Below are 13,751 nucleotides of genomic sequence, written 5' to 3' on the forward strand. Positions count from 1 at the left end.
CGCGAGCCCTTGCCGACGTCCACCCCCACATATCTGCACGACCCCATACATCTGCACGACACCGCCACCCGGATGTGCGCGAAGGAGGGCCCCACATGGCCGTCGACTACACAGTGATCGTCGTCTATCTCGCCGGCATGCTGGCCATGGGCTGGTGGGGCATGCGCCGCGCCAAGTCCAAGAGCGAGTTCCTGGTCGCGGGCCGCCGCCTGGGCCCCGCGATGTACTCCGGCACCATGGCGGCGATCGTCCTCGGCGGCGCGTCCACCATCGGCGGCGTCGGCCTCGGCTACAAGTACGGCCTCTCCGGTGCCTGGATGGTCTTCACCATCGGCCTCGGGATCCTCGCCCTCTCGGTCTTCTTCTCCGCGCGCATCGCGCGCCTGAAGGTCTACACCGTCTCCGAGATGCTCGACCTGCGCTACGGCGGCCGGGCCGGCGTCATCTCGGGCCTGGTGATGTGGGCGTACACCCTGATGCTGGCGGTGACCTCCACCATCGCGTACGCCACGATCTTCGATGTCCTGTTCGACCTGAACCGCACCGTCGCGATCATCCTCGGCGGCACGATCGTCGTCGCCTACTCCACCCTCGGCGGCATGTGGTCCATCACGCTGACCGACATGGTGCAGTTCGTGGTCAAGACGATCGGCGTGCTGCTCCTGCTGCTGCCCATCGCCGTCGTCAAGGCGGGCGGCTTCAGCGAGATGAAGGCCAAGCTGCCGACCTCGTACTTCGACCCGCTGGGCATCGGCGGCGAGACGATCTTCACCTACGTGCTGATCTACACCTTCGGCATGCTCATCGGCCAGGACATCTGGCAGCGCGTGTTCACCGCCCGCAGCGACACCACGGCCAAGTGGGGCGGCACCGTCGCCGGCACCTACTGCCTGGTCTACGCGATCGCCGGCGCGGTCATCGGCACCGCCGCCAAGGTGCTCTACCCCAACCTCGGCAGCCCCGACGACGCCTTCGCCACCATCGTCAAGGACGACCTGCCCATCGGTATCCGGGGCCTGGTGCTCGCCGCCGCCCTGGCCGCGGTGATGTCCACCTCCTCCGGCGCGCTGATCGCCTGCGCCACCGTCGCCAACAACGACATCTGGTCCCGGCTGCGCGGCGCGGTCCGCCGCGACGGGGATGCGCACGACGAGGTCAAGGGCAACCGCGCCTTCATCCTGATCATGGGCGTCGGCGTGATCTGCACCGCCATCGCGCTCAACAACGTCGTCGAGGCGCTGACCGTCGCCTACAACCTGCTCGTCGGCGGGCTGCTCGTGCCGATCCTCGGCGGACTGCTGTGGAAGCGCGGCACCGTGCAGGGCGCCCTCGCCTCCGTGATCGTCGGCGGCGCCGCGGTCATCGGCCTCATGGCGACCTTCGGCATCCTCGCCAACGAGCCCGTCTACTACGGCCTGTTGTCCTCCCTTGCCGCCTACGTCATCGTCTCCCTGGCGACCAAGCCGACCGACGCGGCCGTCCTCGCCGCCTGGCGCGAGCGGCTCGCCGGGCGTACCCCCGAACTCGCGTCCGAACCGGCCCCCGCTCACCAGTAGAGTCGATCACGAGCCATCGCATACGCGACGAAGCGCAAGAAAGAAGGCATTTCGCCATGAGCAGCACCGAGACGCCCCGCGGTCCCGTCGACTCCTCCCGCGTCCCGCGGTACGCCGGCCCCGCGACCTTCGCCCGGCTGCCCCGCCTCGACGAGGTGGGCACCGCCGACGTCGCCGTCGTGGGTGTGCCGTTCGACTCCGGCGTCTCGTACCGGCCGGGCGCCCGCTTCGGCGGCAACGCCATCCGTGAGGCGTCCCGGCTGCTGCGCCCCTACAACCCGGCGCAGGACGCCTCCCCCTTCGCCCTCGCCCAGGTCGCGGACGGCGGCGACATCGCCGTGAACCCGTTCAACATCAACGAGGCCGTCGAGACCATGGAGGCCGCCGCCGACGACCTCCTCGGCACCGGCGCCCGGTTGATGACCCTCGGCGGCGACCACACCATCGCGCTGCCGCTGCTGCGGTCCGTCGCCAAGAAGCACGGCCCGGTCGCGCTGCTCCACTTCGACGCCCACCTCGACACCTGGGACACCTACTTCGGCGCCGAGTACACGCACGGCACCCCGTTCCGGCGGGCGGTGGAGGAGGGCATCCTCGACACCGAGGCGCTCTCCCACGTCGGCACCCGCGGCCCGCTGTACGGCAAGCAGGACCTCACCGACGACGAGAAGATGGGCTTCGGCATCGTCACCTCCGCCGACGTCTACCGCCGCGGCGCCGACGAGGTGGCCGACCAGCTCCGCCAGCGCATCGGCGACCGCCCGCTGTACATCTCCATCGACATCGACTGCCTCGACCCGGCGCACGCGCCCGGCACCGGCACCCCCGAGGCGGGCGGCATGACCTCCCGCGAACTGCTGGAGATCCTGCGCGGTCTGGCCTCCTGCAACCTGGTCTCCGCCGACGTCGTCGAGGTGGCCCCGGCGTACGACCACGCCGAGATCACCTCGGTGGCCGCCTCGCACACGGCGTACGAACTGACCACGATCATGACCCGCCAGATCGCGGCGGCCCGGAAGGACGCGTAAGCGACGTGACGCACGACCACGACCTGGTACTCCGCCCGACACCCGCGCAGACGGAGGCCGCCCTCAACTCTCCCCCCGGCCGCAACGGCGGAGACCTGGTCGTGGAGACCCTGGCCGGGCTGGGCGCGACGACCGTCTTCGGCCTGCCCGGGCAGCACGCCCTCGGCATGTTCGACGCGCTGCGCCGCTCGGAGCTGACGTACGTCGGCCTGCGGGTGGAGAACAACGCCGGCTTCGCCGCCGACGCCTACGGTCGGATCACCGGCGAGGCCGCGCCGCTGCTGCTGTCGACCGGCCCGGGAGCGCTGACCTCGCTGGCGGCGCTCCAGGAGGCGGCGTCGGCCTCCGCTCCCGTCCTGGCCATCAGCAGCCAGATCCCGACGGCCGGGCTCGGCGGCGGCCGCCACGGCTACCTGCACGAACTGCCTGACCAGGCCGCCTCGTTCCGCGGTGTGGTGAAGTCGGTCCACACGGTCCGTTCGCAGTCCCAGATCCCCTCCGCCATCGCGGCGGCCTGGAAGTCGGCGCTCACGGTCCCGCACGGGCCCGTGTGGGTGGAGATCCCGCAGGACGTGCTGCTGGACGCGACGAGCCTGCCGGTGGTGACGGCGCTGGACGCGACCCCGGAGGAGCTGGTCCCGCGTCCCGAACTGACCGCGGTGGCGGCCGACCTGCTGTCGAAGGCCGCTCGCCCGGCGGTCGTCGCGGGCGGGGGAGTGGTCCGCGCCGACGCGTCCGGCAAGCTGCTGGCGCTCGCGGAGCGGCTGAATGCTCCCGTCGTCACGACCTTCGGCGGCAAGGGAGCCTTCCCCTGGGAGCACCCGCTGTCCCTCCAGTCCTGGCTGGAGGACCGGCACACCACGGACTTCCTGGAGGACGCCGACGTCCTGCTGGTGGTCGGCTCGGGTCTCGGTGAACTCTCCTCCAACTACCACACGTTCAAGCCGCGCGGCCGGGTCATCCAGATCGAGGCCGACCTCGGCAAGCTGGAGTCCAACCACCCGGCGCTCGGCATCCACGCCGACGCCCGCCTGGCGCTCCAGGCCCTCCTTGAGACCGTGGACGAGCGCGCCGACGAGGGCGCCGCCGACCGCGTGCGCGAGGTCCTTGCCAAGGTCCGCGACCGGATCGCCGCCCAGGAACTCACCCTGGAGCAGGACGTGCTGGCGTCCGTCCGCCGCGCCCTGCCCGCCGGCTCGCCGTCCTTCTGGGACATGACGATCCTGGCGTACTGGGCCTGGTCGGCCTTCGACGCGAAGGCTCCCAACGCCATGCACTCGGCCCAGGGCGCCGGCGGCCTCGGCTACGGCTTCCCGGCGGCGCTGGGGGCGGCGGCCGCCGACCGCACCCGCCCGGTCCTGGCGGTGTCGGGCGACGGTGGCGCGCTGTACTCGATCGCGGAACTGGCCACCGCCCGCCAGTACGACCTGAACGTCACCTGGCTGATCGTCGACGACGGCGGCTACGGCATCCTCCGCGAGTACATGACCGACGCCTTCGGCCAGGCCACGGCGACGGAGCTCACCCGCCCTGACTACGTGGCCCTGGCCGAGTCCTTCGGGGTCCCGGGCGTGCGTACGACCCCCGAGAACCTGGAGACCGACCTGTCGAACGCCCTGGCCCAGCCGGGGCCCTCGGTGGTCGTCCTCCCGGCGGTGCTGCGGATGTTCGCGCCCACGCACCTGGCCTGAGAGGACGGCACACCCGCCCCGGAGGCGCTACTTCAGACGCAGCTCCTTCCACGTCTTCTTGCCGACGATGCCGTCGTACGGCTTGACGTGGTACTTCTTCTGGAACCAGACCACGGCGGCCTTGGTGTTCGTGCCGAAGTCGCCGTCGACCTTGAGCTTGGGCGTGTACGAGGTCGTCTGGTTGATCAGCGCCTGGACCTCCCGGGCCGCGTCGCCCTTGCTGCCCTTGCGGACGGTGCCGTCGCCCTTGTAGTAGCCGCAGTAGTAGCCGAGGCTCTTCGTGTACGTGCACTTCTTCGCCGCGGCCGTGGTGGAGTGGGTGGTGACGCTCCCGGTCGCGTGGGCCGTGCCGGCGGTGGCCACGCCGCCCAGGAGGGCGAGCGTGGCGACGCCGATCCCGAGGGACCTGTGCGTTGCGCCGATGGTCATGGGTGTTCCCCGTTTCCTTGCTGGGTCCGGTTGTCGGCGCCGGGCGGGGACCGCGTCGTACGAACACGCCGCCCCGCCGGGCACCACCGACACTGCCCGCCGGCCGCGGGGGCGGGCCACAACCGCCGCCGGAATGCTGCCCACATGGGACGTCCCATGTCCTGACCTGCGGGGGCGTGCGGTGCGACGACGCAGTGGCGGGACGCGCGTCACGCCGGATGGCCGCTGAAAGCATCCTTTCGGGGGACGGTGCCGGGGAACCGGGCCGAGAACCCGCCGCATCTTCGGTAAAGAGTTGCTGGCAAACGGAAGAGATGTGGGGGACATGTCTCCTTGGAAGCAACTGCCGACCTCACTCGACCCCAGGACGCGCCAACTGGTCCTGCGACTCCGCCGGGTCAAGGACCACAGCGGACTCAGCCTGCAGGCACTGGCCGCCAGAACCGGGTACAGCCGTTCCTCCTGGGACCGGTACCTCAACGGCCGGGCCCTGCCTCCCCAGCGGGCCGTGGCCGCCTTCGCCCGTGCCTGTGCCGCCGACCCCGGCCGGCTGCTGGCCCTGCACGAGGTGGCCGCGGTGGCGCTGGACGGCGCCGCACGGGGCACGCGCGGCGAGGAGGCGGAGACACCCGAGGAGCCGGAGGAGCCGGCGGACGTGGGGAAGGGCACGCGGGACGGAGAGCCGGGGAGCGGTCGGCGGTCCTGGGTGGCCGTCCTGGCGGCGGCGTCCGTCACGGCCCTGCTGGCCCTGACCGCGCTGCTGGTGGCCGCCCCCTGGGACCACGGCGGGGCACCGGACCGGCCGGCGGCCGCGGCGGGGGGTTCCGCCACGGATCGGGACGGGCACCCGTTCGTGTTCCAGGCGGGCGAGGACTACTCGTGCTCGGTCCGGAGGGACAAGGACGGTCTGCTGTACGCCGGTTACAGCAACACCCGTACGGAGCTGCTCGGTGTGGGATCCGCGCAGTGGCCCGTCGTCGAGGCGCAGTGCCTGCTGCGGCACCACGGCTTCTCGCCGGGGCTCGCCGACGGGGCCTTCGGCAGCGGCACCGAGCGTGCGGTGCAGCGGCTCCAGCGGGACGCGCACATCGTCGTGGACGGGGTGGTCGGCGAGGACACCTGGGGAGTGCTGCGGCATGACGCCCGGTGACCGGCACCTGGAGTGCGACCGGCTGGCCGGGACGCTGCGCGGCCTGCGCGCCCGGACCGGCCTGAGCCTGGCCGGACTGGCGGACAAGACGCGGTACAGCAAGTCCTCCTGGGAGCGCTACCTCAACGGCAAGACGGTCCCGCCCCGGCAGGCCGTCGAGGCGCTGTGCGCCCTGGCGGGCGAGGATCCCGGCAGGCCGCTCGCTCTGTGGGAGCTGGCCGAGGCCGTGTGGAGCGGGCGTTCCGGGCGTCCGCCGGAGCCCGCACCGCCGACCTCCCGAGCCGAACTCCCCGCGCCCCGCCCGGCGTCACCTCCGGACCCCGCCGAGACCGGACCCATGAAGAGCGGCGCGGCCCATTCCTCGGGAGACGACGCCGGGCCCGCCGAGGACGGCGCCGCGGCCCCGCCGGCGTCCCGTCGCGCCGCGTCCGGGGCGTCCGGTCGCGCGACTCGCCGGTTCCCGCACCCGCGTGTGCGCCGGGAGTTGGCCGTCGGAGGGCTCTGCGGTCTGGCCGCCGTCGCCGTCGCGGCGGCACTCGTGGTCGCCGGTGCCCTCGGAGCCGGTCACTGGCGGTCGGGCGGCTCTCCGGCGATGTCCGCCCTGACGGTCCCGGCGTCGCCGGGCTGCGAGGGCAGCGACTGCACGGGCAAGAACCCCGAGAGTTACGGGTGCGACGTCACACCCCCGCCGACGACGCTGCGACGGCAGGCCTTTCCCGGACGAACCGTGGTCAAGATCCGGCACGGTGCCGCCTGCCACGCGGTGTGGGCCCGTATCGATCTGGGGAGGGTCGGCGATCGGGTCGAGATCCGCATGCCGGGCCATGCTCCGCTGACTGCGGAGGTCAAGGACGAGTACGACGCGAAGGGTTCACTCTCCACTCCCATGATCGCCCTCGGACGCTCCGGCCCGGACGCCGCCAGCGCCTGCCTGGTACGCCGCCAGGAACGGCGCTGCTTCGGCCTGTACGACGCCGGCCCGCCCGGATGAGGGCGGCGACGGCCTGCCGCCGGTGGACGACGGCGGGTCAAATCTCGGGCAACTCGCACAACCATTCGCCGGATCCCGTACGTCAACTGGGCATGACTCACTCGACAACCCGACGCGCCAGAGTGCTCGCGGCGGGCGTGGGCGCCGGGATGCTGATTCCCTGCCTGGCCGCCGCGACGCCTGCCGCGGCCGCCGCACCCACGGTCAGCTGCACGTCCGGCAAGGCGGGCCTGGCAGCCAAGTTGGAGAAGGACATCACCGCGGCCATGAAGAGCCGCAAGGGCACCATCGCCGTCGGTCTGCGCGACCGCGGCACCAACACGACCTGCACGCTGCGCCAGTCGACCGCCTACGACTCGGCGAGCGTGGTCAAGGTCACCGTCCTCGCCACCCTGCTGTGGGACGCCAAGAAACACAACCGCTACCTCACCGCCCGCGAGACCGCGCTCGCCAAGGCCATGATCACCAAGTCGGACAACAACGCCACCTCCACCCTGTGGAAGCAGCTGGGCGTGACGAAGGTGAAGGGCTTCCTGACCGCGGCCGGCATGACCCAGACCAAGCCCGGCGCGAACGGCTACTGGGGACTGACCCAGATCACCGTGCGCGACGAGCAGAAGCTGCTCGCCCTGATCACGGCGAAGAACTCCGTGCTGAGCGACAACTCCCGCGCCTACATCCTCAAGCTCATGGGCCAGGTCGTCTCCTCCCAGCGCTGGGGCACGCCCGCCGGGGCGCCGTCCTCCGTCGCCGTGCACGTCAAGAACGGCTGGCTGTCGCGCTCCACCCACGGCTGGCGGGTGCACAGCGTCGGCACCTTCGACGGCGCCGGCCGCGACTACATGATCACGGTGCTCACCCAGGACAACAGCACCATGAACTACGGCGTCACCACCATCCAGAACATCGCCAAGGCCATCCACAAGGACCTCGTCCCCACGCCCACGAACACGGTGCGCTACGCGCCGACCACCACACCGAAGGAGGCGTTCGTGGCGGTCCCCTCCGGCGGGTGACCCCCGCGCCGCCGGGTGCGTTTGTCACGGAGGGATGAAATCCGCCGCCGCCCGCGTTGGTGTCTTCCGGAAGATCAGCTCTTGAGGGAGGCACCGACGTGGCAGCGCAGCCGGGGTGGGCGCGGAGACTGGCCGGGTACGCCTGGCGTTACCCCAAGGACGTCGTCCTCGCCCTCGGCGCCTCGCTCGCCGGCATGGCCGTCACGGCGCTCGTGCCGCTGATCACCAAGGTGATCATCGACGACGTGATCGGCGACCACAGCCGCCGTATGACCCCCTGGGCGGGCGCCCTGATCGTCGCCGCGCTCATCGTCTACGTCCTCACCTACATCCGCCGCTACTACGGCGGCCGGCTCGCCCTCGACGTCCAGCACGACCTGCGGACGGAGATGTACGAGACGATCACCCGGCTCGACGGCAGACGCCAGGACGAGCTGTCCACCGGCCAGGTGGTCGGCCGCGCCACCAGCGACCTCCAGCTGATCCAGGGCCTGCTCTTCATGCTGCCGATGACCATCGGCAACGTACTGCTGTTCCTGATCTCCCTGGTGATCATGGCCTGGCTGTCGCTGCCGCTGACCCTGGTCGCCCTCGCCGTCGCCCCGGCCCTCGGCTGGATCGCCCGGCGCAGCCGCACCAAGCTCCACCCCGCCACCTGGTACGCCCAGGCACAGGCCGCCGCCGTGGCCGGCGTGGTCGACGGCGCGGTGAGCGGCGTCCGCGTGGTGAAGGGCTTCGGGCAGGAGGAGCAGGAGACCGCCAAGCTGCGCGAGGTCGGCCGCAGGCTGTTCGCCGGGCGGCTGCGCACCATCCGGCTGAACGCCAGGTTCACCCCCGCCCTCCAGGCCGTGCCCGCACTCGGCCAGGTCGCCATGCTGGCCCTCGGCGGCTGGCTCGCCGTGCGCGGGCACATCACGCTGGGCACGTTCGTCGCCTTCTCCGCCTACCTCGCCCAGCTCGTCGGCCCGGTCCGCATGCTCGCCATGGTGCTCACGGTCGGGCAGCAGGCCCGGGCCGGCACCGAACGCGTCCTGGAGCTGATCGACACCGAGCCCACCCTGACCGGGGGCACCAAGGAGCTGCCCGCCGACGCGCCCGCCACCGTCGAATTCGACGACGTCTCCTTCGGCTACGCGGACGGCCACCCCGTCCTCCAGGGGCTGTCCTTCGGGATCCGCCCCGGCGAGACCCTGGCCGTCGTCGGCTCCTCCGGCTCCGGCAAGTCCACCGTCTCGCTGCTGCTGCCCCGCTTCTACGACGTCACCCACGGCGCCGTCCTCGTCGGCGGCCACGACGTGCGCGAGCTGACCCTGGACTCGCTCAGGGCCGCGATCGGCCTGGTGCCCGAGGACTCCTTCCTGTTCTCCGACACCGTCCGCGCCAACATCGCCTACGGCCGCCCCGACGCCACCCGGGAGCAGATCGAGGCCGCCGCCCGCGCCGCCCAGGCCGACCGTTTCATCTCGGAGCTGCCCGAGGGCTACGACACCAAGGTCGGCGAGCACGGTCTGACCCTCTCCGGCGGCCAGCGCCAGCGCGTCGCGCTGGCCCGCGCGATCCTCACCGACCCGCGCCTGCTCGTCCTGGACGACGCCACCTCCGCCGTGGACGCCCGAGTCGAGCACGAGATCCACGAGGCCCTGGCCCAGGTCATGGAGGGCCGCACGACCCTCCTCATCGCCCACCGCCGCTCCACCCTGAACCTCGCCGACCGCATCGCCGTCCTCGACCAGGGCCGCCTCGCCGACATCGGCACCCACGACGAACTCCAGGAGCGGTCCCCCCTCTACCGGCGCCTGCTCACCGACCCCGACGAGCTCGGCGGCGTCTCGCCCGGCCACGCCCAGCCCGCCGCTCCCCCGGAGGACGTCTCCGTAAGAGAGGAACTGGACGCCGAGTTCGACGCCGAGCGAGGCATCACGCCCACGCTGTGGGCGGGGGACCGCGAGCCCCGGGACGCGGCGATGGCCGGCATGCCCGCCACCCCCGAACTGCTCGCCCAGGTCGCGGCGCTGCCGCCCGCCAGCGACATCCCCGACATCGACGAGCGACGGGCCGTCAGCCCGGAGGACTCCTACGGCCTGCGCCGCCTGCTGCGCGGCTTCGGCCTGCCGCTCCTGGTCAGCCTGGGCCTGGTCGCCGTGGACGCCGGCATGGGCCTGCTGCTGCCGGTCATGATCCGGCACGGCATCGACCAGGGCGTCACACGGATGGCCCTGGGCGCCGTCTGGGCGGCCTCGCTGCTCGCCCTGCTCGCCGTGCTGGTGCAGTGGGCGGCGCAGATCGGCGAGACCCGGATGACCGGGCGGACCGGCGAGCGGGTGCTGTACTCGCTGCGCCTGAAGATCTTCTCCCAGCTCCAGCGGCTCGGCCTGGACTACTACGAGCGCGAGCTGACCGGCCGGATCATGACGCGGATGACGACGGACGTGGACGCGCTGTCGACATTCCTCCAGACCGGTCTGGTCACGGCGTTCGTCTCGGTCGTCACCTTCTTCGGCATCATGGTCGCCCTGCTGGTGATCGACGTACAGCTGGCGCTGGTCGTCTTCGCGACGCTGCCGCCGCTGGTCGTCGGCACGTTCTTCTTCCGCCGGGCGAGCGTGAAGGCGTACGAACTCGCCCGGGAGCGGGTGTCGGTGGTCAACGCCGACCTCCAGGAGTCGGTGGCCGGGCTGCGGATCGTGCAGGCCTTCCGGCGCGAGCTGGACGGCGGGCGGCGGTTCGCCGGGCGCAGCGACAGCTACCGCCAGGCGCGGATCCGCGGCCAGTGGCTGATCTCGGTCTACTTCCCGTTCGTGCAGCTCCTGTCGTCGGTCGCCGCGGCCTCGGTGCTGATCGCGGGCGCGGGCCGGGTGGAGGCGGCCACCCTGACCACGGGCGCCCTGGTGGCGTACCTGCTCTACATCGACCTGTTCTTCGCGCCCGTCCAGCAGCTCTCCCAGGTCTTCGACGGCTACCAGCAGGCCACCGTCTCCCTGGGCCGCATCCGGGAGCTGCTCCGGGAGCCGACGTCCACGAAGTCCGCCGCCGAGCCCCTCGACGTGCCCGCCCTGCGCGGCGAGATCGCCTTCGAGGACGTGCACTTCCGGTACGGCGCCGCCGACGCGGGCGAGGCGGCACTCACCGGCGTCGACCTGCGCGTCCCGGCCGGACAGACCGTCGCCTTCGTCGGCGAGACCGGCGCGGGCAAGTCGACCCTGGTGAAGCTGGTGGCCCGGTTCTACGACCCGACCGGTGGCCGGGTGACCGTCGACGGCACGGACGTCAGGGCGCTGGACCTCACCGCGTACCGGCACCGGCTCGGGGTCGTGCCGCAGGAGGCGTACCTCTTCCCGGGCACCGTCCGCGACGCCATCGCCTACGGCCGCCCCGACGCCACCGACGCCGAGGTGGAGGCCGCCGCGCGGGCGGTCGGCGCGCACGAGATGATCGCCACCCTTGAGGGCGGCTATCTGCACGAGGTCGCCGAGCGCGGACGCAATCTGTCGGCCGGTCAGCGTCAGCTGATCGCGCTGGCCCGCGCCGAACTCGTCGACCCCGACGTGCTGTTGCTCGACGAGGCGACCGCCGCGCTCGACCTGGCCACCGAGGCACAGGTCAACCAGGCCACCGACCGGCTCGCGGGCCGCCGTACGACACTGGTGGTCGCCCACCGGCTGACGACGGCCGCCCGCGCCGACCGGGTGGTGGTGATGGACCACGGCCGGGTCGCCGAGGACGGCACGCACGAGGAACTGCTGGCCCGCGACGGGCGGTACGCCGAGCTGTGGCGGACGTTCGTCGGCGCGGCCGAACCGGAGGAGCCGGTCAGCGCGTCCCGCTGAGTCCGCGGGCGCAACCATCCGGCCCACGGGCCGCGTCCGTACATCCGTACACTTGTACGCTCGCGTCAGGGGGGGACTGTGGACAGTGGTGTGACACGCCGGCGGCCGCTGGCGCTCGTGGCCGTGCTGACCGGGGCGGTGCTGCTGGCGTTCGCCGCGCCCGGCACCGCCCAGGCGGCCACCTCCTGCGCCGGCCGCGAGGTCAGAACGCTCTCCTTCGCCACCGGCACCGTCCACGTCCACAAGCGCGACGGCTACGTCTGCGCCCTCACCGTCGCCAGGAACCCCGGCCCCAAACGGCCGATGTCGGTGACGGTGCAGGCCCGCGGCAACCGTCCGGTCACCGACAAGGGCCGCTACTCCCGGCACGCCGGCCCGGTCACCGTGCACGCGGGCCACCGGTGCGTGCGGGTCGCCGGATCGGTGGGGTCGAAGTCGGTGCACACGGACTGGATCCTGTGCTGAACTCCTGAAACGCGTTCAGGTATTTTCCCTGCTGCCCTGGTGTGCACCCGAGTTGCTCCGATAGCTTCCGGCGAACATCTGTCTCATAGGGAGGGTGCATGCGCAAGGCGCTCAGATGGCTGCTCGCGCTCACAGTGTCCATCGGCACGCTGAGCACGGCGGGGGTGGCTACCGCGGCCCAGCCGGAGGCCACGAACGGCCCCGCAAGCAGCACGGAAGCCGACATACTGAACCAGCTCCTGGCCATTCCGGGCATGAGCCTGATCCAGGAGAAGCCCTACGCCGGCTACCGCTACTTCGTCCTCAACTACACCCAGCCGGTCGACCACCGCAATCCGTCGAAGGGCACCTTCCAGCAGCGGATCACCGTGCTGCACAAGGGAGCCGACCGCCCGACCGTCTTCTACACCGGCGGCTACAACGTCTCCACGACCCCCAGCCGCCGCGAGCCCACCCAGATCGTGGACGGCAACCAGGTCTCCATGGAGTACCGGTTCTTCACCCCGTCCCGGCCCGCCCCGGCCGACTGGTCCAAGCTCGACATCTGGCAGGCCGCCAGCGACCAGCACCGCATCTACCAGGCGCTGAAGCCGGTCTACTCCCACAACTGGATCGCCACCGGCGGCTCCAAGGGCGGTATGACGGCCACCTACTACAAGCGCTTCTACCCCGGTGACATGGACGGCGTGGTCGCCTACGTCGCGCCCAACGACGTGGTCGACAAGGAAGATTCCGCCTACGACCGCTTCTTCGCCACCGTCGGCACCAAGGAGTGCCGCGACCGGCTGAACGGCGTGCAGCGGGAGGCGCTGGTGCGCCGGGCCTCGCTGGAGAACAAGTACGCCGAGTTCGCCGCCGACAACGGTTACACCTTCACCACCATCGGCAACCTGGACAAGGCGTACGAGGCCGTCGTCCTCGACTACGTGTGGGGCTTTTGGCAGTACAGCCTGCTGAAGGACTGCGGCACCATCCCGGGTGACGCCAAGAACGCCACCGACCAGCAGATCTGGGACTCCGTCAACGCCATCTCCGGCTTCGACGCCTACACCGACCAGGGTCTCGAGACCTACACGCCGTACTACTACCAGGCCGGCACGCAGCTCGGCGCGCCGACCATCCAGTTCCCGCACATCGAGAAGAAGCTGATCCGCTACGGCTACCAGCCGCCGCGCAACTTCGTGCCGCGGTCCATCCCGATGAAGTTCCAGCCGTCGGCGATGCGTGACGTGGACACCTGGGTGCGCCAGCACGCGAACCACATGCTCTTCGTGTACGGGGAGAACGACCCGTGGGGCTCGGAGCGGTTCCGCCTCGGCAACGGGGCACGGGACTCGTACGTGTTCACGGCGCCCGGCATGAACCACGGGGCGAACGTCGCCGGTCTCGTGCCGGACGAGAAGGCGCTCTCCACGGCGAAGATCCTCGAGTGGGCCGGAGTCGCCACCCCGGCGGTCCAGGTGAACCCGTCGGTGGCCAAGCCGCTGGCCGGCTTCGACGCGAAGCTGGACGTGCGGGACGTGGAGCGCGAGCCCGCGCTCAGGCCGTGACGCGCCGGTCGGCACCCGCTGACACGCACGCGCTGACCGACCGACGCT

10 protein-coding genes are annotated in these 13,751 nt (G+C 71.6%); 9 read left to right on the forward strand and 1 reads right to left on the reverse strand.

What is annotated here, in order from left to right; genetic code table 11:
- Nucleotides 1–95: 95 nt before the first annotated feature.
- From TNCT6_RS20070 to TNCT6_RS20080, 3 genes are read left to right on the forward strand one after another with little or no spacing between them, the layout of a single operon-like run.
- Nucleotides 96–1,556, forward strand: a complete 1,461-nt coding sequence (locus TNCT6_RS20070) for a sodium:solute symporter (protein WP_141360671.1) — start codon at nucleotides 96–98, stop codon at nucleotides 1,554–1,556.
- Nucleotides 1,557–1,612: 56 nt separating this feature from the next.
- Nucleotides 1,613–2,584 carry an agmatinase gene (gene speB / locus TNCT6_RS20075; protein WP_141360672.1) on the forward strand — a complete coding sequence of 324 codons (972 nt, stop codon included), beginning with the start codon at nucleotides 1,613–1,615 and terminating at the stop codon, nucleotides 2,582–2,584.
- A 5-nt stretch (nucleotides 2,585–2,589) separates the two neighbouring features.
- A complete protein-coding gene (locus TNCT6_RS20080) occupies nucleotides 2,590–4,275 on the forward strand; it encodes a thiamine pyrophosphate-binding protein (protein ID WP_141360673.1) in 1,686 nt (561 codons plus the stop codon).
- 27 nt (nucleotides 4,276–4,302) lie between these two features.
- Here TNCT6_RS20080 and TNCT6_RS39970 read toward each other — a convergent pair whose 3' ends face one another.
- A complete protein-coding gene (locus tag TNCT6_RS39970; RefSeq protein WP_172632959.1) occupies nucleotides 4,303–4,704 on the reverse strand; it encodes a peptidoglycan-binding protein in 402 nt (133 codons plus the stop codon).
- A gap of 325 nt (nucleotides 4,705–5,029) precedes the next feature.
- On the opposite strand from TNCT6_RS39970, the gene TNCT6_RS20090 reads away from it, so the two are divergent.
- The 6 genes from TNCT6_RS20090 to TNCT6_RS20115 all read left to right on the forward strand — a co-directional run bounded on the left by TNCT6_RS20090 (nucleotide 5,030) and on the right by TNCT6_RS20115 (nucleotide 13,703).
- Nucleotides 5,030–5,854 (forward strand): helix-turn-helix domain-containing protein, encoded by an 825-nt coding sequence (locus tag TNCT6_RS20090; protein ID WP_141360677.1) that lies wholly within the window; start codon nucleotides 5,030–5,032, stop codon nucleotides 5,852–5,854.
- The gene (locus TNCT6_RS20095) at nucleotides 5,841–6,845 is read left to right on the forward strand and encodes an XRE family transcriptional regulator (protein WP_141360679.1); all 1,005 of its coding nucleotides are present in this window, start codon (nucleotides 5,841–5,843) and stop codon (nucleotides 6,843–6,845) included. Before TNCT6_RS20090 ends, TNCT6_RS20095 begins: the two co-directional genes overlap by 14 nt.
- A gap of 149 nt (nucleotides 6,846–6,994) precedes the next feature.
- Nucleotides 6,995–7,861, forward strand: coding sequence for a serine hydrolase (locus TNCT6_RS20100; protein WP_172633229.1), 867 nt, complete (start codon nucleotides 6,995–6,997; stop codon nucleotides 7,859–7,861).
- A gap of 98 nt (nucleotides 7,862–7,959) precedes the next feature.
- A complete protein-coding gene (locus tag TNCT6_RS20105) occupies nucleotides 7,960–11,688 on the forward strand; it encodes an ABC transporter ATP-binding protein (RefSeq protein WP_141360684.1) in 3,729 nt (1,242 codons plus the stop codon).
- A gap of 78 nt (nucleotides 11,689–11,766) precedes the next feature.
- Nucleotides 11,767–12,153: a hypothetical protein gene (locus TNCT6_RS20110; RefSeq protein ID WP_141360686.1), complete on the forward strand. Its 387-nt coding sequence runs from the start codon at nucleotides 11,767–11,769 to the stop codon at nucleotides 12,151–12,153.
- Between the two features lie 98 nt (nucleotides 12,154–12,251).
- Nucleotides 12,252–13,703 (forward strand): S28 family serine protease, encoded by a 1,452-nt coding sequence (locus TNCT6_RS20115; protein ID WP_141360688.1) that lies wholly within the window; start codon nucleotides 12,252–12,254, stop codon nucleotides 13,701–13,703.
- The last annotated feature ends 48 nt before the right edge of the window (nucleotides 13,704–13,751 follow it).

The sequence above is a fragment of the Streptomyces sp. 6-11-2 genome, assembly GCF_006540305.1.
Classification (GTDB): domain Bacteria; phylum Actinomycetota; class Actinomycetes; order Streptomycetales; family Streptomycetaceae; genus Streptomyces.

Excerpts from the sequence above, each read along its gene's own strand:
- TNCT6_RS20070 (WP_141360671.1), top strand. The coding sequence starts at position 96 with ATGGCCGTCGACTACACAGTGATCGTCGTCTATCTCGCCGGCATGCTG.
- TNCT6_RS20100 (WP_172633229.1), top strand. The coding sequence starts at position 6,995 with ATGCTGATTCCCTGCCTGGCCGCCGCGACGCCTGCCGCGGCCGCCGCA.
- TNCT6_RS20115 (WP_141360688.1), top strand. The coding sequence starts at position 12,252 with ATGCGCAAGGCGCTCAGATGGCTGCTCGCGCTCACAGTGTCCATCGGC.
- TNCT6_RS20095 (WP_141360679.1), top strand. The coding sequence starts at position 5,841 with ATGACGCCCGGTGACCGGCACCTGGAGTGCGACCGGCTGGCCGGGACG.
- TNCT6_RS20090 (WP_141360677.1), top strand. The coding sequence starts at position 5,030 with ATGTCTCCTTGGAAGCAACTGCCGACCTCACTCGACCCCAGGACGCGC.
- TNCT6_RS39970 (WP_172632959.1), bottom strand. The coding sequence starts at position 4,704 with ATGACCATCGGCGCAACGCACAGGTCCCTCGGGATCGGCGTCGCCACG.
- speB (WP_141360672.1), top strand. The coding sequence starts at position 1,613 with ATGAGCAGCACCGAGACGCCCCGCGGTCCCGTCGACTCCTCCCGCGTC.